This is a genomic window from Pseudomonas sp. IT-P4 (assembly GCF_949767755.1).
Taxonomy (GTDB): domain Bacteria; phylum Pseudomonadota; class Gammaproteobacteria; order Pseudomonadales; family Pseudomonadaceae; genus Aquipseudomonas; species Aquipseudomonas monachiensis.
The window spans coordinates 100278-119947 of record NZ_CATKPX010000019.1 but is presented as its reverse complement, the minus strand read 5'-3'; the positions used below and the strand labels follow the sequence as shown (position 1 = coordinate 119947).

The following is a 19670-nucleotide window of genomic DNA, read 5'->3' as shown; positions in this document are numbered from 1 at the left end:
TCGAGTCAGGTTGTCGATGCGTTTTTCTTCGATCAACCGGTCGGACGCATCGTAGGCGAACTGGTACGCCGCGTTGTTTTCGTTGATCAGCGCGGTCAGGCGAATCGCCGGGTCGTATTCGTAGCGGATGCGTTGGCCCTTGGCGTCCTGGCGGCTGCTCGGCAATCCACGGGCGGTGCGCAGCAGGCGCGTGGTCTGGCCTTTGCCGTCGGTGTGCGTCAGTACCTGGCCGAGGGCGTTGTAGGTGAATGATTCGGCGCTGCCGTCCGGATGATTGATGCGCAGCACCTCGCCGTCGGGTTTGCGTTCCAGCGTGGTGGTCTGACCCAGCGCATCAGTAACGGCGACCAGATGCTGGCGCTCGTCGAAGCGGTACGTGGTGTTTTTACCCGAGCAATCCTGGAAACGTTCGACCTGGGCCAGGGTGTTCCACCACAGGTATTTGGACTTGTGGCTGGCGTCCATGATTGCAATAGAGGAAGCGGCTGAGACAACATTGGTAGCCACTTGTTTTGCGTTAGGTTATAAAAGAGCGAGCAACAGCGAGCACTGACGCTGAGAAATTAAGGCAAAAAAACGTACTCAACCGTAAAAATAGTCAAAAAATCTTTCAAAGTTCTCTTCACCTAGTAGAGGAGAGATTTCATCATTCACTCTCGCAACAAATAATGAGCTCAATCCGTCATCATCAGAAATCTCAAAAATATTAAACTCGCCATACACAATCTCAACTAACTTCGCCAACGCAAAAACAAAATCAGCTAGCGAATCTGAAACTTTAAATGGGGCAACCGCACTACAACTTGCATAAACCGGAGTGTTCTTGACATTTGTTACTGCAATAGCTGGCTTTCCGCCACCAGAATCATCCATTATGACTACAAAAGCGTGGCCCCACTCATTGTTTAACTTGACAGCCGACTCCCCACCAACCCACTTATAGCCGACTTGACCTTTCTCAATCGAGTCAAGACTGAAAAGCTTTAACGGGGTAAATCCTGTTTCGATTTTGACATCCACCGGCTCATAATCATTGTAAAAATCCTCCAACTCAACTGAGCGACCAAGAGTTGAAGGCCACTTCGCGCCAACTTGAGCACGCGACTGAAAACCACCTGACAGGTTATATTTATTATGGACTCTCGCCAACTCAGCCGCTGCATGTCCTATACCATTCATAGCCTTCTCCAAAACGTAAATTATTAACCACAGGAACCTAACTTCGCTACATTTTTGACACGATCGATTAAGCGTCCCGCCCCTGCGTTTGTTTAATAAGGGTTGTGGATGGTCAAGAGTTTGTCCTCCGGCAGGCGCGACGCGAACTGCCAACTCCTGCGCCCATGGCGTAGGAGCTGAGGCAACTGGTGAACGCGCCCCTGAGTGCGTAGAACTTCTGCGGTGCGGGTCATAACGCTGCTGTCAGCATTTAGAGCGAAGGCATTAAAAATGCTCATCAGGATGGGCATTTTTCAAGTGCGAAAAAGCCGACTTCATCGTCATCTACACTCACCTCTAAGTCAGTCCAATCCAAAATCATCCCACGGTGCATATACATAACCTTCATCGATAGCCATAAAATTAAGACCGCTAAGCTTCCTAGACTCGAACTCTTGTTTAAATCTTGAAGAACAAACCATCTGTTTGATTTCCTCACAATAGAACAAATCATAGTCAACATTGCTTTTCATGACGAATGAATCAATACGCTCATACACAGGACCGGGAGCTCGATCTTCCTTGGGCCTCAGTAAACCGTCATCCGTCAGGTCATAAACAGATTCTTCTTGACTCAACACCCATGCTCTAGCTTTTATACAAAAAAAACTATATTTTTTCTCAGGGCTCTTTCCATCTTCCAGTATGACTTCCGCGGGAATTGTCAAAAAATCCGTCTCAAGAGACTCACACAACTCTACAAAATCAACTGAAGCCAGATAATCATTTATCAGAACATCGACTTTTAGCTCTTCAGTATCAGCCTTTACGCTGTAGGCTTTGGCGAAGCTTTTAATATCAGGACTAGCAACTGGGAGATCAAAAACAGGTAAATCTGGAGTCCATATCATCTCAAAAAAATAAGGGATATTTTCCCCATTGGCGTCACCACTCACAACATAAAACTTTTTCATAGTTAATCTCACAAAAGCCCGCCAGTCGCAGGATTGACTTTAAAGGTGCCATTTTGCAGGCCGGCCCTAGCCCAATCTTGAACATTTTTAATGCCGAGAACCAATTGAGTATCACTCAAAGATGGTGCCAATTGGCTAAGGCGCTGGAGTTTTTCCCTAACAGCAGTTGTATATACTTTATGGTTGGTCCAATGCCCGGGAAGATCTATATTTTTGACAGCTTCTTTGCCAGGGAGAAATATGCCGTTAGATGCGCCATCTCCATTGAAACCCATAGATTTCAGTCTATTAAACATAGGCTGGAACGATGGGACTTTCATCAGCTCTTCGGGAATCAAGTGGTGATTTGCCATCCCATCGCCAGATCTCGCCCCCATCGACCTTCCTAGAGCGCTGGAGCACCATCCCAGAGGGTCTATCCAAACAGTTGAGTTTATTGCATAACCATACAGATTGACCCCACCCAACAACCCAATCGGATCCTGCGTAACAAACCGCCCCACCTCCGGATCGTAATACCGAAACGTGTTGTAGTGCAGCCATGTCTCATCGTCAAAATACTGCCCTTGAAACCGCAGGTTCTGCTCGACGTCATTAACGTGTAGACGCTCAACCGCCCCCCAAGCCTTGTACGTCGCCTGCCAGACAATGCTCCCGTCCGCGTCCGTCATCTCCAGCGGCGTACCAATCTGATCGGTATGGAAGTAATAGAGCTGCTGCTCTTCCCCCTCTGCCTGATCCACCCGCGCCAACGGCGCATAACTCCCCGGCTCATACAGGTACAAACTGCTCTGCCCCGGTCGCTCCTCACGCAACATCCGCAAGCCTTGCCACAAGAAGTGCTTCTGCTCGGTCTTGCCGTTGACCTCTGAAACCTTGGCAACCCGTCGCCCCAAACTGTCATACCGATACGAACCGATACTTTCCAGCTTGCCGCTGACCAACGTCTCAGCCCGCACCAACCGATTTTCACAGTCATATCGAAACGTCTGCAGCGTGCCCATGCCACTGCGCTTTTCAACCAGGTTGCCCCACGCATCGTAGGCATATTCCTGGTCCCGCCAGCGTTTAAGGCGGTTGTCCTTGACGTGGTCAAACTGGCTGGTGTTGAAGTTCAGCCGGTTCGCCGCGGCGTCGTAGCGGAACTCTTCGCTGTCGATCAGTTGCCCGGTGTCGCGGCTATGCAACTGGCCGTTGGCTTCGTATTCGTACTTGATCTCGCCACGCAGTTTGTCGAGGGTGCGGGTCAACTCGCCAGCCGGGTCGTACTGGTGACGGCGATGGATCGGGTTGTAGGCGTGCTCCACCAGCAGGTCGGGCTGGATGCCGGGGTTGTGCAGGCGCGAGAGTTTTTCCGCCGGCAGGCGCGAGGCGAACTGCCAGCTCTTGCGGCCCATGGCGTCGTAACCGAAGCAACTGGTGAGGGTGCCCTGAGTGCGCAGGACTTCGCGGTGCAGGTCGTCGCGCTCGATGTCGCTGATCAACTGGCCGTCGAGGTTGAGTTGGTGCAGGTGGCCGCTGCCGTAATACAGGTGATTGAGGTGTTGGCCGGTGGGCAACGTCAGGGTGGTGAGGTTGCTCAGTGGGTCGTATTCGTAGGACAAGGCGCCTTGCGCCGTGGTCTCCTGGATCAGCCTCCCGAGCAGGTCGTAGGAGAACTCCAGCGTTTCTTCGCTGACACCCAGTTGCTTGCCCTGCCCGGTCGGCAGGCGCTGGATCGACAGCAGGCGATCAGCGTCGTCGTACACGTAATCCTGACGGGCATCGCCATTGAGTTTGGCCAGCAGCCGGCCAATGCTGTCGCGCTCGAATTCGGTACGACGCTGTGGTCGTTCGCCGCGTTCGCCGTAGCCGGTTTCGTCGACCTGGGTCAGATGCCCGCCGAGGTTGTAGCTGAAGCGTCGAGTCAGGTTGTCGATGCGTTTTTCTTCGATCAACCGGTCGCACGCATCGTAGGCGAACTGGTACGCCGCGTTGTTTTCGTTGATCAGCGCGGTCAGGCGAATCGCCGGGTCGTATTCGTAGCGGATGCGTTGGCCCTTGGCGTCCTGGCGGCTGCTCGGCAATCCACGGGCGGTGCGCAGCAGGCGCGTGGTCTGGCCTTTGCCGTCGGTGTGCGTCAGTACCTGGCCGAGGGCGTTGTAGGTGAATGATTCGGCGCTGCCGTCCGGATGATTGATGCGCAGCACCTCGCCGTCGGGTTTGCGTTCCAGGGTAGTGGTCTGGCCCAGCGCGTCGGTGACGGCGACCAGATGCTGACGCTCGTCGAAGCGGTAGGTGGTGTTTTTACCCGAGCAATCCTGGAAGCGTTCGACCTGGGCCAGGGTGTTCCACCACAGGTATTTGGACTTGTGGGTCGCGTCGATGATGGTGTGCGGCAGGCCGTCGTCGCTGTTGAGGTATTCGGTTTTATTGCCCAGGGCGTCGACTTCGGCGATCAAGTTGCCCTTGGCGTCGTAGCGGGTCTGCCAGGTGCTGCCGTCGAGGAAGGTCGTTTCTGTGACCAGCGTAGTGCCGAGGTGGTACTTGTATTTGATCTTGCGACCCAGTGGGTCGGTTTCTTCAAGCAAACGCGAAAAGTCGTCGTACTTGAACCCCAACCGGTTGCCATCCGGCAGCTTGAGACCGGTCATGTTGCCCGCTTCGTCGAGGTCGATGGCGTACTGCTCACCGCCGAAGTCGCGACTGGCAATCACGCGGCGATCGTCGTTGTAGTGGATCTGCAGTTCGCGCCCCAGTGCGTCAGTGGCCCACGAGGTGCGCTGCTTGAAGTCGTAGCGGTAGTGAAAGTGTTCGCCATCGCTGGTCCAGTGCTCGACCACTCGCAACTGGTCATCAATGGTTTCCCAGCGGTAATGACAGCTCAGGCCCAGGGCGTTGCTGTGGCTGGCCATCACACCATCGGCGTAGCTGAAACGGCGCATCGAATCGCTGTTGCGATTGATCACTTCGATGAGTTGGCCGTTGTCGTCATAGCGGTACTGCACCAGGGTTTCAACCGCCAGGTTGTCGACGACGCGCTTGACGTCGGTCAGGCGCCCCAGCGGGTTGTCATAGTGCAGATGCACCCGAACACCGCCAGTGGCGCTGATGTCGGTCAACCGGCCTTCTGTCGTACGGGTGAAATGCAGGTAATGCCCAAGGGCATTTTCCAGGCGCTGCAGCGGAACATCGCTGTTGTCGTCCGGCACCTCGCCGAAGTAGAAGAACAGGTTGTCGAGGGTTTGCAGCAGGTAGTGGCCGCCTTCGGTGCGGACCAGGTGGAGCTGCTCATAGGGGTTATAGATGCGATCGCCTGGCTCCACATCCACAAAGGGCACGCTGCGCCCCTGGTTATCCGTGAGGTAGACGAAGCTGCCGCTTCTGCGCAGGCTTTGCTCCCAAGGCAAGACCCAGCCTTTGCCGAGCACGCTGTCGACGGTCAGATCGCTGGCATAGAAGCGCGACCATTCAATCGGCATGAGCCCCGGCAGCGCAAAGTCGGTTTCTCCCGACTCGAGCAGCAGCTTGCGCCCGCTGGTAAGGTCGACGGGATTGCCGCTCAAACCCCCAATTGCGCGCTCAACGGCCGGACCGATGACAAAGCGACCGGCCAGATAGCTGCCCGCCACGGCCGCTCCAAACTTCAATGCGCAAGGCCCGGCCGCCTTCAGACCTTGTGCCATGCCCAGCCTGAAGATCGGACCAATTGCGCGGCCCATCGAGGCGACAATCATCAGCACGTCGACGGTGACCCGCAGCCAGCCGGGAATTTCTTCGTCGACATCGAGATAGCGCTCAGTTCCGCCGCCAATGAACACATTGTTCGAGCCGCTGGAGATCTTCGCGCCGCAAGTGAGTTTGTCACCCTTGCGCGAAGCCGCCACATTGTTGATGAAAACGTTGGATGAGCCTTCGGCGACCATTACCGGTGCTGGGTGTTTATCACAAATACCCATGCTCAATTTTGCGTGGGCGGCATTACGGCTATTGATGAACACATCCGTCGAGCAGCCTTCGAGCTTGATCCCCCCGGCGGGCGAACTCATTGCCGACCCTATGCTTTCGCCAATCATGGGGACGAAACTGGCAGCCAGCCCTACGGCAATCCCCAGCAGAATTCCGCCGAGCCCCGCCGTGCAGATCGTGAACGCGGCAGCCGTCGCAATCGCAAGCCCGATCACTGCGCCGGCGAGAAAGCCGCCGAGCGCACTGGTGTGTTCAATTTCATCGCCCCAACGCGCAGCTTCGAACATGGGTTACTCCTGTTCGGCGCTGTCGGTGGACACCGTCTCGGCCTGGCGCGGTTTGAAACTTGCCAGCAGCTGCAGCCAATTCTGGTTTTGCGTGGCACTGAAATCAGCCTGGCTGGTGGTGGAAAACACCAGGATGCGACCGGGTTCGATTTCGAACGCTGCCTGCCGTTGGTAAACCGGTCGCCCATCGTTCATGTAGTAGGCATCCACCTGGATGCCGCAAAGCGGTTGCTCCCCGGACAGCGCTGCCGGCTTCTTGCTGAGCAAGGTATAGCCGCGCAGTTTGGCGGCAATGAGTTTTACCTGGCGCTCGATGTAAGCCTTCAGATCCTCTGCCGGCAGCATGTTGTCGCGCGACAGTGTGATGTTCAGCGGCGCAGGAATGCTGTTGCCGAGCACGAACATGTTCACCGTGCGGTCCTGAAAACCTTCCGGCAAAGTGATGGATCCTTCCTGAAGCTGATAGTCCATTGGGCGTGTGTTCCGTAAATACGTAAAAGGGGAAAATGCTTAATCAGCGCTGATGTTTTCGAGCATCGTCTCGAACTCGATCAACCAATCGGCAAGCTCTGCATGTGCGGGATTGATCATCGTCGACATGCTCAACCATTGGCGCTCGTTACCATTGCCGGGCTGGATGACTGCGCTGGTCGCTCTGCCGTGGCGACGCTCCTGTCCCGCCGTGAATATATAATCCAGGGTAATCGCCGGACTGCCTGCCAGCAGGCAATCGCTCTGCCGCACAATGGTGACGTCGGGGTGGTTTTTGCGCAGGTTCTCCACATACAACTGCACCGAGCGTTGCAGCGTCAGCCCTTCAGGTGCAGGACGTCGCTTGACACTGAACGTGACGGGATGACCATGCTTTTCGAGCGTTGTATCAATGTCGCGGAAATTGAAGCCTTGCGGCATTACCAGATTCAGCCCCGCGACTTTCAATTCATTGCGCGCCAATTGCAGCGGTAGCACCGCTACCGGCTCAGGCTCGATGACAGCGGGCGAAGCCTCGGCAGCCTCCTGTAACTGCTGTCGCGCAAGTGTCTCGGCCGCGAGCCGCTTCTCGGAAATACGGTCGTAGATACTGGTCCTGACCATGGTCTGGTTGCTCACTTGTTGATATCGACACGGTCACCGTGGACGTAGGTGTTCTTGCCAAGAATATCGATGGCGTCACCCTTTATTTCGATGCCTTCGGGCGTCAGCTTGATACTGCTGCCACCCACCTGAAGAATGATGTGCTGTTTGGCGCTGACCTGAATGAACTGGTTGTCGACCTGGATCGTCAGCGAGCCTTCCTGGACATTCATCACCGTGTCTTTCTTGATGGTTTCGGTGTGCGTGCCACCGACCGTGATCGTGCGGTTGCTGCCGACACTGTGGATCTCGTCGACCTCGATCTCGGTGTCCATGTTGCGCTCGGCATGCATGATGATCTGTTCGGCACCGGCCTTGTCTTCGAAACGGAAGAAGTTCGCCGTACCGCCGTCGCCCTTCATCGACCGCGTCAGGAACCCGCTCTGGGTCTTGTTCGCCGGCAGCGACCACGGCGGGGTGTTCTGGCTGTTGTAGAGGCTGCCCATGACCAGCGGGCGGTCGGGGTTGCCGTCGAGGAACACCACCACGACTTCATCGCCCACACGGGGAATCTGGATGCTGCCGAAGCCGCCGCTGGCACCCGCCTGGGCGACGCGGACCCAGCAGGAACTCTTGTCGTTGTGCTCACCCTTGCGGTCCCAGTGAAACTGCACCTTCACGCGGCCGAGTTCGTCGGTGAAGATTTCCTCCCCCGGCGGACCGACGATGATCGCGGTTTGCGGGCCGGAGATGGTCGGGCGCGGGGTAGTGAGTTGAGGGCGGAAGACGATCTTTTTGCGCACGCAGGCGAAGGTGTTGTAGTAGCTCGCCTGATGCCCGCTGAGGTAGTTGTTGTGACCTTCGCTTTCGACGCTCATCAGCAGGAACTGTCGATCATCGGCGGGGCCTTGGTCGTGATCGTAATGCTGCAGCAGTTCGAAGGTGTAGCCGGGTTTCATCGCGCGGCAGTTACTGGCGCCATGAAAACTCTTGCCCTTGAGCTCAAGTGCTTCGACCCGCAGCCGCAGCAGCGTTTCGCCTTCGTCGTAGGTGCCGTGAGTGTACTGGCCGGGGAAGTCGTAGATTTCGAAGTCGTCGACATCGCCCTGCTTGTTCAGGCTCTTCATGGCGACCGGTAAGCGATTGGACGGCTGACGATAATCGAAGGTCTGGACCGCCATTTTCCCGGACTGCAACTGGCGATTGCCGCTCCATTGGGTAATGGAGTCGGCGGTCTCGGTGACCGATGCCGTGTGGTAGCGGATCTGCGGTTGTTCAGGCAACGGCACCAGGGTGCTGGAGTCGTCGCAGATGATCATGGTGTGGCCTTCGGCGGTGTGCTCGAAGTAGTAGAACATCCCCTCTTCTTCCAGCAGGCGCTGGACAAAATTGAAGTCCGATTCCCGGTACTGGGTGATATAGGTGTAATGCTTGAGCGGCTTGCTCAGGCGGAACTCGTGCCGGGAAAACGCCGGGCACAAGGCAAACACCTGGGTGACGACATCTTCCACCGTGCAACCCTGGAAAATGCGCGTGTCGAAGCGGTTCTTCAGCATGGAGAACCAGGGGTTCAGCGTCGCCGTATAGCGAGCCATGCCGCCGTCGCTGCCGATGCTGGCAAACCGCGTGAGATAGCCCGCCAGGTAACGGGGCGTGGCGTCTGCCAGCTCGATTTCCAGAACCACGTGCTGGCCCATCATCGACTTCAGCTCGACGTCGGAGTCCTGGCACACCAGCAGCAACTCGAAGTTGTACGCACGGGACAGACCTTCAGTCCCCTTGAAGGACTCAAGCAACAATTGCTGTTCGGGGTTGGCGAGGTTCTTGAACTTGAACAGGCGCCGATTTTGCGGGGAAAGCATTGCGGCAAGGTCCATCAACATGTGTATCTCCTTGAAAACAGTGGAAAGCTACCGCCCTCTCTCAACCACTGCACATAACGAATCAGATAAGAGGGTCAAAACCCTGTTTGCCGCAACATTGAACCAGGCGAACACTTCGCCACCCTATGTTTTCGGTCTGAGGCACGAATCATCTGCAAGTTCTGCCAGAGGCCACCTGCAAAAAATCCTTCATTTTCATCGATTTTTTTAAACACCGAATGAGATCCCTTACACGCCATTGTGCGTCAGGAACTGCGACCGCAAGGCAGTATGAAAGTGCCATTACCCGGCAAAATATTTGAGAAATTTGTCACACTTCTACAAGTTGCACTGGTTCTCGAACGCGGGAAGGAGACACCCATGTCATGCACTGTGTCAACCCGCACGCAGTGCATGCGGGCACTTCCACGCACTTCGAACTCAGTTCGGGATAATCCCTGAAAAATAATTATCGCCACGCTGGCCACCCAGAAACGCCGATATATCAAGGATGAACGGGAAGTTAAGTGCCACTGATTGGCAACTAATGCCTTATTGCCATCATTGCCGAATGTAACGCGAATAACAAAAAATGGGATCCATGTTGAAATTTTCAACTCGCCCCGCAGTCTGAAGCAGGGCTGATAGCCATCACTTTGGCAATGATGTGAAGTCGGATATTCGACAGCTCGACCGCAGCAACAAGGAAGCGCCTTTCCCCCAAGGACAGTGATGAGTAAATGGATCTTTTAGCCAACGTGCCCAGCTGGGCCGATGTCGAACGCAACCTCGACCAGAAATTCAGCGAGCTGAACCAGGGCGTCAACGACGGCTTGCAGAGCGCTCACGACAACTGGAACGGCTTCACCCGGCGTGTCAGCAATGGCGCGAGCCAGGCCTATGGCTACATGGGTGGTCACCGCATCGATGCGGTGCATCAGGCGATGACCCTCTCCTACCCGATCATCCAGATGGACCTCAAGCGCAAGTGGGCCTCGATTGAAATCGAGCAGATCCTGCCGGTGCTGCTGCAACTGGTCAAGGAAGTCTCGATGATTCTCGGCGGCAGCGTAGCGATCGGCACCGTGGCCGGCGGCGCAGCGGGGGCCTTCGCATTCGGCGTCGGCGCTGCCCCCGGAGCCGCTGCCGGGGCCGGTATCGGCTTGCAGGTCGGCAACCTGATTCTCATGGGCCTGGGCCTGTCAGCCATCGCCGAGTATTTTTACCAGGGCCTGCCCGCCTGCCTCTCGACCTTGCAGGAAGGCATCGCCACGGCCTGGCATGCCGAAGAAGGCGTCAAACCGTCCGGCCTGGACCCCAGCGGCGGTTCCGCCGCACTGGTACAGGAACGTATCGAACGCGCGGCACGACAACTGGCTCGCGGACAGGAGCAACTTGTACTGCTGCTACTCACCGCCATCGTCACCTACCTGACCCGGGGCCAGATGAAAGCGGGTGTGATGAACAGCATGGAAAGCATCGCGACCCGCAGTGCGAAGCTTCAGGCGGAGATATCGAACAAGGAGCTGGCGGGTTGGTTGGCAAGGAATGAGCACAAGTTGCTGGCTCGGGATGAGTTGCGGGTGAAGGAACCGGCGCCTCTTCAGAAGGCCGAGCCGGAGACAATGCGTGAGTATTACGCCAAGCAGGACCCTGACTTCGTTTCGGTGGAGGATCAGGTCAAGAAGGTCAAAACCTTCCAGACCAAGGGCTTGTCGAACGAGCAAATCGAAGGCTTCCTGAATACGCCTGACGGGGAAAAACTGCTGGGCAAACTGCAAGCGGCTGCCCCTGACGCTGATGCAACAACCATCTACTCACGGGCGTTCGACCAGGTAGCTTCCGGCTCCACCATCCCCGAAGTAAGGTTAATGGATTCGCCCCTTGTGAAAATCGTACCCGAAGGCCAAGGCGTTTCACCTTACTCGCCGTTCTTTACCACTCATGAGGAGCTACAGGCAGCCGCGAACTCCGGGAGGACACTGGCTGATTCGTTCGGATTGCCGTTGAGCAGCGAATCAACCACCTATTCGATCTACGAGATGGCACCATTGAAGCCAACCGAGGTTTTTGTCAGTAAAGTCGCCCCTACATCAGAATTGAGCGGTGCAATCCAGAGAACCGGTGAATCATTCCAATATCTGACACCTAACCGTGCCGAGTGGGGAACACCAAAATTGATCGGAACCACAGCTAACTAGAGCCTCCTATGGATATCGAAAAACTTAAAGAAAAGACCCTGAAGCTACGGGCAGCCATCGATGCATTAAAGGCAAAAGACCCTGCTGCAGCTAAATTGGATCTAGAACTGGCCCCTCTGATGGATTTGGCCGAGCGTGGTCAAATCCGCACACCTATGGAATGGCGGGATATCCCTGGACGCTATCTGTTCACTGAGGAGGGGTTGCAGCAATATGCAGAGCTTGAGCACGCTTTTGCGGAGTTTAAAATCGAACTGATCGGAGGAGAATCCCCGACGCTACGTCGACTGAAAGCCCAGATGGAAGAAAAGAAGAACAGTAATCCGAAACCTACATAAGCACATAAAATGCCGTAGCCCCTTGACTCAAGCAAGGCGTACTGCAACGCGGTAAGGATTGAATGGCTATTCAGAAAGGCGAGCGTTTCGCCAACGAAGACATTATTCCTGGCCACCGCCTTTTCGACGAAACAAATCTGAGAATGCTGGGTGATCTGAACGGCGCTTACGCGAACTTTTACATTGAGCTGATTGGTGGTCGCGACTGGTCATCGTACAAACTCATTTAATCCAGAATGCGCGAAGATAAAAACCGCCAACCACCAGATCAAGGACACGATGAAATTCAGTGACGTTTTCAAAAGCCGTGAACATATGTTTGCCTTAGGCGTCGAGGAGACTACAGGTCGCCTTTACCTGTCGATTCCAGTCAGCAACGGCATGGTCGACTACGAGGAGTATTACCAAATTGACCGGGCAAACTTCGATTTCTTCCAAACGGATCTTGATACGGCCCTGGCGTTTGCCATGAGCTGTCGCCGCAGAGAGCTGGATGGCCTGCTGATTGTGCAGCCGGGGGCCAATAGAGGAACGGCTATCTAAGGCAAGCTCGTCACTCCGGACCAATGGACCGCTGTCCTCGAAATCAAAATCCTTGAACGGCTACCTCCATGTCAAAACTGCTGAAGCGCTTGAAAACCTTTTTCAGACAAAAGCCCGCTCCTCCACCCGCCCCCACCGAGCAGGTTGTCGATGCAGCCACCTTGACCGAAGTGGACAAGCAACCTTCCCGAGTGGAAAGGAACCTGTCCTGGCTGCCGAGCAATCGTGAGCCAGAGGTTTTTGTACCGTTGATGCCCCCTGCCTGCCCGGACCTGACGCTAGTGGATGCCCTCCTGTTGCAGCGTTATCGGGTATTCGTCATCGCAAATGACCGGGCCGGATGGACATCAGAGGCGATGATAAACCGCGATAAAGCCAGCCAACTGGCTCGTGACTTGTACGGCAAGGGGACAGATATTGGTTATTGTCGAGGTACCGAATCCTCGTTCGAAATCTATTGGCTCATACAATGTGCGGCCATTGTTTCGCTGTTGGCCCATGGACCACAATCGGAACAATTCCTTACCTATAGAAAACATGTTGACTCCAATCGAGACTCTGCCCGGATTGGAGAGCAGGTCCGAATGTTTGATCAATACGTGGCGTCGCGCAGCAATCAAGACGTTGGTACCGAGAGGGACCGCCTCTTGAAAACGCCGACAACTGCCCTCGACTACATTGACAATGCGATCACCATCACCGCCCTGAGATACAACGGCTGTCCAGAATTCCAGATTTATTCAAGCTCGTTAATCCAGTTGCAATTCATCAAGAACGTGTTGCTGGGCGTTGAAAAAGATAAAGCCCGGTTGCACCAATTGACCATCGGCGTTTGGGCCAGCAAAGAGTTTGAAGCCGACGATCCTGAACTTGCTGGCGTAGTGGGGGATGCCTTCTACATAGGCATTCAGATCGCACGCGGTCTGAAGATTCAGCTGCCTAACGGGTTGCCACCGGAAAGTCTTCCTCGCACATGAAATTGCTGCGACTTCACGGATAACGCTAAAGGTAACGTAGTGACCGAAACGTGGTACCGCGGCGACAACGGAATCCTATGGATAGCGAATCGTAAGCGTCTGGCGAACACACCGTATTAAGCGTCCGGCAAAGTCATCTACCCAGCCCCGAAAAGCCCAGACAGGGTGTGCACTTAAATTTAAGTTGGCACCAGTTCCAGGTAGTGTGTCAGCGCTACCCAGCGCTTCAGGCTGTAATCGAGGGTTTTGGCGGTTGCCGCACTGTTGGGAACGTATTGGTTCAGCCATCAATGTTGTACTGGGCTTTGTATTGAATCGCCGGGTTCACGCCGATGGCGTTCGCCACCACTTCTTTTTATTCCGATGCAGTGGCCGGCGCTGGTGATTGCGGTTGTCTGCGCAGTGGTTGCCTTGCTGAAATAAGCTTACCGACCGCTCGGCAAGGGCGGTCGCGTTTCGACTTGCTCAAGGCTTACACGGTAGGTGGTGTAAGTGTCGCCGTCTTCAAGGTAGAGGTTGCTCCGGTAATTCGAGACTGCGCCTTTGAGTTTGATGTGCAGGCCGTTGGAGACACGCTGGATTACCACGTCCTTCAAGTCAGTGTCCGAAACCAGGAAGGCCGGGGTCTTGCCGAGGCGTACCGTCATCGCCTCATTATTCCTGCCGCCGCCATTGTTGACGTAGAACCTCAGGCTTTTGGGCTCATCTGGATCCCTGGCATCTTGAACGATGTAGATCGACTGCCCCGGAATGAAGTCTTGCTTCAGGACTACCTCGGAAGGAAATTCCGGTTTGTGCAGGTACGCATAGATGAAAACGCCTACAAGGCAGAGCAAAAAGATAATCAAGAGATACTTTTTAACCCTGACTACAAGAGTTTGCAGTTCGGTCTTGTTCATGGGATTCAACTGTAATCGAAGGTGAATAGCACCAAGCCTTCAATCGGCTCTGTTTGCACCGGCCGTCCGGTAATGGTAGCCATGGCACCCGTCCCGCTCGTTCAGCTCGCCGACAAAGCCCTCGTACGGTTCCAACGGGCTGAGCATGTGCAGCACGCCCGACCACTCGGGGTTTACGGTGCTGATATCTAAGCTGAACAAAGGGTGCAGATGGTTGGCCAGTTCCAGTTGATCGGCGACAAACACGTCTTCACAGGTGGGAACGGCAGCATGCCGGTGGAGACTTTGGTGAAGTCGGGGGTGTGATCGTCGGTCATCAGAGATTCTTCCTTGTGGGTCGCCACGGATTGAGCACTTTGGGTATCAATGGCTGTCTTGGTAAGCGCCCAGCGTGGCGCAGTGGCGACATTTGAACAGGTAGGCGGTAGGCCCATGATCCTTATCCAGGGCATTTAAGAACGCTCGCCACTGTGGACCGTCCTCCAATCCTGTTGAGTCCTGAACGGCGGCGATGGCTGCTGGGCCCAGTTCAAGCAACTCTGCATGGCCGGCCTTACCGACAAACTCGGCTGCGTCGTCGCAGTGAGTCAACCAGCACTCTTGCTGCCAGCCATTAAAACCAGGCGTGCGCTGGCTGACTTCGGCGATCTGCTCCTCGCTCAGCGTGTCTTCGCCGTCCAGGCCGATACTCTCGTCATCGACAAACGTTGCGCCCAGACGCTGGTGCGCACTCCCGTCGGCAATGCACCAAGGGCAGATGCAGTTTTCGTATTCATCAATGGCGTATACCGGGCCCACATAAATGTAGCCTCGCGCCTGATTGCAGCTCACGCAAGTGGCGTAAGAGGCTTGCACCGAACCGCTACCGACGGGATCGGGATGATAAATAAAGTGGGGCAGTGTCATGTACGCATCCTTGTTAAGTGCATGCCTTTCATTGCTCGACCCACTCTAACCATGTCTTGAATTCGAGGGCTTGCTCGGGGGTATTGAGTTGCGTAATCCAGGCGATTTCTTCCGGCACGCTTTGAGAGTCAGAGACTGCGAATACATAAATGGCGTTCTCAAACGCGCACGTCGTCAGCGGCTTCAAGGCCGCAACACAGTGTTCGAAGACGAGTGCGCGGTGACGTTCAAAATCTTCATCGGGAATCGAATCAGCCAAGTCCCACAACAGGCTCGACAGGACGTTGAAGTGTTCGCCACCGAAGGTTTCGTGGCTCCATTCAGCGGGTGACCATTTGAAATACGCCTGCTCAGCAGGTTCTTCAGCCTGCACGCGCGCCAAGTGATCAGCCGTGTTGAACGACGGCACCAGCGTCCGCGCATCCGCGTCTGAGTACAGCGCAAACCCACAGACATCGGCGGTGGGGTGCGCTTGGCGAAATTGCTCGATGGCCTTCTTGCACGCTACCTGAACATCTCGCTGAAAATGGTCGTTGATCTGGCCCGAGTCGCTCATTCAAAAAAGAACCTCATGAAACCATCCATATCCGTGCCCTCAACATCGCCGACCACTTCCCTGGCCCTGAACAGAAAGGCGGGCGGCCGCTGCCCCAGGATACGGCGTACGCGTTGTTTCATCTGATGTCGCTGTACGGCGGCATGGGCTCAATCAACGACGTTGTTCTGTATGAAAATGCAAAACCCTTGCTGGACGAAAACAACGAACTGCAAGGGCTGCTATCAGATCTTCATCAGCTTTGCGCAGGGAGCCATTGAACCCGGCGCCCCACGCTTGCCAATGCTGAAAGCCTTCAGGCCTGCTCGAATCGCTGCTGCAGCAAGTGCCGCGCAGTGCCTGCATTGAGGTAGGTGCCGATCAGTTCCGCCAATTGCTCATTCTTGAGCTTTTTGTCGTCCCGACAGAACTGAATCAACTGTAACTGGACCCAGCGCTTTTTCTTGTCGAGCTTCGCATCAGGCGAAAAGAACGAGCGCGAGGCCAACTCAGGCATCGGAGCATCGTCTTCCAGCAGCAGATTCAAGTGCAGCCCCTGGCCCATTTGCAGACCAAAATCAGCGACGTGCCGGATCGGCAGTGGTGCCTTGAGGTTGGCAAAAACGAAGTGCTCGGGCGTCAGCAACAACGCGGTCTTGTTCGCCCGCTTGAGCAAGCGCAACGAGAATGGCAGCAGGCATGCCATCAATACGACGAGCACCCCACCAGCAGCCAGTATCATCGATTTGTTACTCCCTGAAGCCTGCGGCAACAGCCACGGCAAGACCAGCAGCCCCAAGCCCAACAACATGAAAAGCGAGAAACAAATCAAGGTAATCCACCCGCGCAATCGTGCGCCTTCATGCAGTCGGACTTCCTCCGTGGCATTGCCGGCATGGCTACGCAACTCCTGCACAACCGCCGCGTCCTGCTCCACGTAGTGGCCGAGGAAGTCCTCGGTAATGCGCGCACGCAATGCCTGGGGGGCGGCGAAATAGTGATCCATCGCGGCGCAGGCTTGTGCCGCGTTGATCGGGCGGGTGCCGCGGCTGACGGCCTCTTCGACCGTGACTTGCAGGGACGCCAGCCGCTCAAGATTGGAGGGATGGGTGTCCGATGGATGCGGCAGGCTGGCTGCCATTTCCTCCTCGGGCAGGGTCAGCGGCTGCGCGGCCAATTCCTGCACGACGCTGGTTGGCAAGTCGTGGGGCGGGACGTACCCGGCACCCGGGTTGGTCGCTTGCGACACACGGGTAAATACACACTGTTGCAACAACGGGTCGATGGCCGAAATACGCACCAGCGCCGAAGCGATGGCAATGTTCCCCGCCAACTGCGCGCCCGCCGCGTCCGCCGCCAGTTCCCGCACGCGGCTCCAATGGTTCACCGCGTGATCGAAACGCTCCATGAAATACTCACCGAGCATGAAGGCCGGCCACAGCGTCGTGCGTTGCAGCACATCGCTTTGCAGCATGGTTTCGGCAATCACGCCGAGACTGCGGCCGATACCCTCGTAGATCGGTACGAAACGCAGGCTGTACTCGGTATCGGCACCGGCGAAGTGCGCCAGTTCGTGACCGATGACCGCGCCGGTTTCTGCCGAATCGAGCAAGCCCAGGTACAGCATCGGCACGTGCAGGGTGCGGCCTTTGAGCGCGGTGCCTGACGGCAGCAGGTTGACGTCGCTGGAGGTGACGTAAAAGCCTTCGGTCATGCCCAGCACGATGTGCTCGGGTGCCAACGCGCCGAGTTGATCCGCCAGCTGGCGAACATAGGCCCACAACGCTGGCGCCTGTTGCGGTGTGGCCACCTGGCCCAGAACGTTCATCGGTGTGGACTGGAACATGCGCAGCATGACCGGCAGCTGCTTGCCCATCTGCCAGATCGAATACAGGAAACCGAGCATCAGCATCAACACGATGAGCATCAGTTTGAATTCACCGGCGGCCATTTTCCCCATGTGCCACAGCCCCAGGCCTTCGAAACCGAGAATGGCCGCTACCGCCGCGCCCATGGCGACAATGTGCCCCACCAGCAGATACGGCAACAGGCGACTCACTCGGCTGAAGGTGTGCAGCAATCGTTCACGGGAATGGCTCGCGCGGGCACCGGCCCAACGCAGACCCAGCAGCCCCAGCACGCCGACCAGGGAAGCCAGGAGGCCGAGGGTGACGGCACCCTTGGCCAGGTTGCTCATCACGGCAGCCACCGGTTGCAAGATGGTCAGTTCGTGCTCGGCCTGGGTAACGCGCGATAAAGCCAGGTGGACACCCATGCGTTCACCGTTGATATCGACTGTGGCCGAGCGGGAGAACGGTTTGGCAACCATCGCTTCGAGTTCGACATGCATCTCGCCCAGTTCGGCGTTGATATCAGCGAACTCCTTGATGCTCTCGGTACTGCGTTGTAACTCCCAGGCGCCAAACAAACCAAGGCAAAGCGGCAGGAGAATAAGTACGGCAATGAGTTTCAACGTTCTCATGAGACAGGGCCTCAATAGTCGCGTCGCCTTACATCCGTGGCGCGCATAAATTCCATTTAACAAAGGCCCGGAAGCCCTCACGCTATTGCACGGCCCGACATGAAAGTTATGGGGCGCAGTCGTACCTGGCGCGTTATACAGAAATATCGTCGATATGTAACGCCATAGTGCCCGAACACTCGTTCAGCAATGGAATGGACGCCTCGTATATCCCGGACACCTCGAGATGCCATCACTTCCTTGTCGGTTATATGACACTTATCCTTCAACCTTTTCCTCAGCGGATCATCAAGCGGGCATTGGGTGAACCGGTTCACCTTTTTTCAATTTTTTTCAATTAAAAATTGGATCCATTATTTGCCTGAAACCATTGAATTTATTGGGTTTCAGACACTTCCGCCATTCAGATCCGGCAAATGATGGCAACCAGACATCATTGCGACACGTAACAAAAAAAAGAAAAAATCCCCGCCTCGTAGGAACTTTCCTACACATCCTGTTGCCATACACGACGTTACTGGCAACTCGATATCCATATGCCAGCATCGCACTCCCAATGATTCCTGGCAGTGTGATTTTTTGATGTGAAACATCAGCAATCACAACTCGTGAACAGACGTTCAATCGAGAAATTAGTCGCTGCGCACGTACTCCCGTGTATATCCGGGTAGTCGTCGCGCAGTGTTCAAGGACGATGTACCGATGACTCAGACGTTTTTTGATGTTGAAGCATTGATCAAGCTGCGAAGCCAGACCCGGGCCATTTCCGATGCGCTCAAGGCGCAGGCTTCGGACTACCTGGCGACCCTGGCTTTGCTGATCCGTCCGCAAGCGTTTTTCGGTGAGTACCTGCAGGGTGCGCAACGCAGCAGCGGCCGCGAAACCCAGCACCACTTCAAGGAACTCAAGGAGCTCTACGACCGCATCGGCTCGGGTGCTCCGTTCCAGCTGGTCAACGAACTCGAAGTGCCCCTCAACCTGCTCAGCACCACTCCGCAACTGTTTGCGCTGGAGTACGACAAGGTGCTGTCCCAAAGCGGCCAATCCATTCGCATCACCAGCCCCGTGCGCTGGGTGGTGGGCTTCAGTTCGTTCGACCTGGCCCGTTTTCGCACCGTCATCAAAGACCCCAATCGCAGCAGCGCCGAACTGTACCGCTTCGTGGTGCATTACCTGGTGCTGTTCTACTGCCTGAGCAAGTCGCCCGGCATCAGCCGCCTGCTCGAAGGCCTGCGTTTTCCCGTCAGTTTCGAACGCTTGAAGGAGTTCGGCGACCTGCCCTTCTGCGTCATCAGCTCGCCGGTTCGCTCGCAACTGCCCGACGAGGCGGTGATCCGCAGCAGTACCCAGATCGCCGGCAACACCAGCTTCGAAGAGCTGGTGGGCCACGCCAACATCATGGAAATGAACGATGAAATCCGTCAGCGCCTGCTGCTGACGATCGAAGGAATGTAACGCGCCCGGCCAGGCATTGGACCGACACGCA

The 19670-nt window shown here is 55.8% G+C and carries 18 protein-coding genes and 1 pseudogene; 7 read left to right on the top strand and 12 right to left on the bottom strand.

Annotated elements, in window-relative coordinates:
• The 7 genes and pseudogenes from ACM6IT_RS04875 to tssI form a co-directional block, all read right to left on the bottom strand.
• Positions 1–507 (bottom strand): annotated as a pseudogene (locus ACM6IT_RS04875) (type IV secretion protein Rhs); the annotation flags it as partial.
• 75 nt (positions 508–582) lie between these two features.
• The gene (locus ACM6IT_RS04870) at positions 583–1179 is read right to left on the bottom strand and encodes a hypothetical protein (protein WP_409079348.1); all 597 of its coding nucleotides are present in this window, start codon (positions 1177–1179) and stop codon (positions 583–585) included.
• A 341-nt stretch (positions 1180–1520) separates the two neighbouring features.
• Positions 1521–2132, bottom strand: coding sequence for a hypothetical protein (locus tag ACM6IT_RS04865; RefSeq protein ID WP_409079349.1), 612 nt, complete (start codon positions 2130–2132; stop codon positions 1521–1523).
• An 8-nt stretch (positions 2133–2140) separates the two neighbouring features.
• Positions 2141–6367, bottom strand: a complete 4227-nt coding sequence (locus tag ACM6IT_RS04860; protein WP_414917625.1) for an RHS repeat-associated core domain-containing protein — start codon at positions 6365–6367, stop codon at positions 2141–2143.
• A 3-nt stretch (positions 6368–6370) separates the two neighbouring features.
• Positions 6371–6838, bottom strand: a complete 468-nt coding sequence (locus ACM6IT_RS04855; RefSeq protein WP_414917624.1) for a DcrB-related protein — start codon at positions 6836–6838, stop codon at positions 6371–6373.
• A gap of 39 nt (positions 6839–6877) precedes the next feature.
• Positions 6878–7462, bottom strand: coding sequence for a hypothetical protein (locus tag ACM6IT_RS04850; RefSeq protein WP_414917627.1), 585 nt, complete (start codon positions 7460–7462; stop codon positions 6878–6880).
• Positions 7463–7473: 11 nt separating this feature from the next.
• The gene (tssI, locus tag ACM6IT_RS04845) at positions 7474–9324 is read right to left on the bottom strand and encodes a type VI secretion system tip protein TssI/VgrG (RefSeq protein ID WP_223542074.1); all 1851 of its coding nucleotides are present in this window, start codon (positions 9322–9324) and stop codon (positions 7474–7476) included.
• Between the two features lie 719 nt (positions 9325–10043).
• On the opposite strand from tssI, the gene ACM6IT_RS04840 reads away from it, so the two are divergent.
• The 5 genes from ACM6IT_RS04840 to ACM6IT_RS04820 all read left to right on the top strand — a co-directional run bounded on the left by ACM6IT_RS04840 (position 10044) and on the right by ACM6IT_RS04820 (position 13362).
• Positions 10044–11504 carry a DUF6861 domain-containing protein gene (locus tag ACM6IT_RS04840; protein WP_414917623.1) on the top strand — a complete coding sequence of 487 codons (1461 nt, stop codon included), beginning with the start codon at positions 10044–10046 and terminating at the stop codon, positions 11502–11504.
• 8 nt (positions 11505–11512) lie between these two features.
• Positions 11513–11842 (top strand): hypothetical protein, encoded by a 330-nt coding sequence (locus ACM6IT_RS04835; RefSeq protein WP_046820293.1) that lies wholly within the window; start codon positions 11513–11515, stop codon positions 11840–11842.
• A gap of 62 nt (positions 11843–11904) precedes the next feature.
• A complete protein-coding gene (locus ACM6IT_RS04830) occupies positions 11905–12072 on the top strand; it encodes a hypothetical protein (RefSeq protein WP_414917622.1) in 168 nt (55 codons plus the stop codon).
• A gap of 49 nt (positions 12073–12121) precedes the next feature.
• Positions 12122–12385, top strand: a complete 264-nt coding sequence (locus tag ACM6IT_RS04825; RefSeq protein ID WP_414917621.1) for a hypothetical protein — start codon at positions 12122–12124, stop codon at positions 12383–12385.
• A gap of 68 nt (positions 12386–12453) precedes the next feature.
• Positions 12454–13362, top strand: a complete 909-nt coding sequence (locus tag ACM6IT_RS04820; protein ID WP_414917620.1) for an immunity protein Tsi6 family protein — start codon at positions 12454–12456, stop codon at positions 13360–13362.
• A 425-nt stretch (positions 13363–13787) separates the two neighbouring features.
• Here ACM6IT_RS04820 and ACM6IT_RS04815 read toward each other — a convergent pair whose 3' ends face one another.
• From ACM6IT_RS04815 to ACM6IT_RS04800, 4 genes are all read right to left on the bottom strand, one after another.
• The gene (locus tag ACM6IT_RS04815; RefSeq protein WP_414917619.1) at positions 13788–14261 is read right to left on the bottom strand and encodes a hypothetical protein; all 474 of its coding nucleotides are present in this window, start codon (positions 14259–14261) and stop codon (positions 13788–13790) included.
• Between the two features lie 39 nt (positions 14262–14300).
• Positions 14301–14507 (bottom strand): hypothetical protein, encoded by a 207-nt coding sequence (locus ACM6IT_RS04810; RefSeq protein WP_056723991.1) that lies wholly within the window; start codon positions 14505–14507, stop codon positions 14301–14303.
• A gap of 117 nt (positions 14508–14624) precedes the next feature.
• Positions 14625–15167: a CbrC family protein gene (locus ACM6IT_RS04805; RefSeq protein ID WP_056723989.1), complete on the bottom strand. Its 543-nt coding sequence runs from the start codon at positions 15165–15167 to the stop codon at positions 14625–14627.
• A 28-nt stretch (positions 15168–15195) separates the two neighbouring features.
• The gene (locus tag ACM6IT_RS04800) at positions 15196–15723 is read right to left on the bottom strand and encodes a DUF4303 domain-containing protein (RefSeq protein WP_414917618.1); all 528 of its coding nucleotides are present in this window, start codon (positions 15721–15723) and stop codon (positions 15196–15198) included.
• Between the two features lie 23 nt (positions 15724–15746).
• On the opposite strand from ACM6IT_RS04800, the gene ACM6IT_RS04795 reads away from it, so the two are divergent.
• Positions 15747–15983: a DUF6966 domain-containing protein gene (locus tag ACM6IT_RS04795; RefSeq protein ID WP_414917626.1), complete on the top strand. Its 237-nt coding sequence runs from the start codon at positions 15747–15749 to the stop codon at positions 15981–15983.
• 35 nt (positions 15984–16018) lie between these two features.
• Here the strand turns inward: ACM6IT_RS04795 and ACM6IT_RS04790 are convergent, their stop codons facing one another.
• Positions 16019–18184 (bottom strand): M48 family metalloprotease, encoded by a 2166-nt coding sequence (locus ACM6IT_RS04790; protein WP_414917617.1) that lies wholly within the window; start codon positions 18182–18184, stop codon positions 16019–16021.
• Positions 18185–18886: 702 nt separating this feature from the next.
• On the opposite strand from ACM6IT_RS04790, the gene ACM6IT_RS04785 reads away from it, so the two are divergent.
• Positions 18887–19639 (top strand): hypothetical protein, encoded by a 753-nt coding sequence (locus tag ACM6IT_RS04785; RefSeq protein WP_056723983.1) that lies wholly within the window; start codon positions 18887–18889, stop codon positions 19637–19639.
• Positions 19640–19670 lie beyond the last annotated feature (31 nt).

Excerpts from the sequence above, each read along its gene's own strand:
- ACM6IT_RS04855 (WP_414917624.1), bottom strand. The coding sequence starts at position 6,838 with ATGGACTATCAGCTTCAGGAAGGATCCATCACTTTGCCGGAAGGTTTT.
- ACM6IT_RS04805 (WP_056723989.1), bottom strand. The coding sequence starts at position 15,167 with ATGACACTGCCCCACTTTATTTATCATCCCGATCCCGTCGGTAGCGGT.
- ACM6IT_RS04840 (WP_414917623.1), top strand. The coding sequence starts at position 10,044 with ATGGATCTTTTAGCCAACGTGCCCAGCTGGGCCGATGTCGAACGCAAC.
- ACM6IT_RS04825 (WP_414917621.1), top strand. The coding sequence starts at position 12,122 with ATGAAATTCAGTGACGTTTTCAAAAGCCGTGAACATATGTTTGCCTTA.
- ACM6IT_RS04865 (WP_409079349.1), bottom strand. The coding sequence starts at position 2,132 with ATGAAAAAGTTTTATGTTGTGAGTGGTGACGCCAATGGGGAAAATATC.
- ACM6IT_RS04815 (WP_414917619.1), bottom strand. The coding sequence starts at position 14,261 with ATGAACAAGACCGAACTGCAAACTCTTGTAGTCAGGGTTAAAAAGTAT.
- ACM6IT_RS04850 (WP_414917627.1), bottom strand. The coding sequence starts at position 7,462 with ATGGTCAGGACCAGTATCTACGACCGTATTTCCGAGAAGCGGCTCGCG.
- ACM6IT_RS04820 (WP_414917620.1), top strand. The coding sequence starts at position 12,454 with ATGTCAAAACTGCTGAAGCGCTTGAAAACCTTTTTCAGACAAAAGCCC.
- ACM6IT_RS04785 (WP_056723983.1), top strand. The coding sequence starts at position 18,887 with ATGACTCAGACGTTTTTTGATGTTGAAGCATTGATCAAGCTGCGAAGC.
- tssI (WP_223542074.1), bottom strand. The coding sequence starts at position 9,324 with ATGTTGATGGACCTTGCCGCAATGCTTTCCCCGCAAAATCGGCGCCTG.
- ACM6IT_RS04870 (WP_409079348.1), bottom strand. The coding sequence starts at position 1,179 with ATGAATGGTATAGGACATGCAGCGGCTGAGTTGGCGAGAGTCCATAAT.
- ACM6IT_RS04790 (WP_414917617.1), bottom strand. The coding sequence starts at position 18,184 with ATGAGAACGTTGAAACTCATTGCCGTACTTATTCTCCTGCCGCTTTGC.
- ACM6IT_RS04835 (WP_046820293.1), top strand. The coding sequence starts at position 11,513 with ATGGATATCGAAAAACTTAAAGAAAAGACCCTGAAGCTACGGGCAGCC.
- ACM6IT_RS04830 (WP_414917622.1), top strand. The coding sequence starts at position 11,905 with ATGGCTATTCAGAAAGGCGAGCGTTTCGCCAACGAAGACATTATTCCT.
- ACM6IT_RS04800 (WP_414917618.1), bottom strand. The coding sequence starts at position 15,723 with ATGAGCGACTCGGGCCAGATCAACGACCATTTTCAGCGAGATGTTCAG.
- ACM6IT_RS04860 (WP_414917625.1), bottom strand. The coding sequence starts at position 6,367 with ATGTTCGAAGCTGCGCGTTGGGGCGATGAAATTGAACACACCAGTGCG.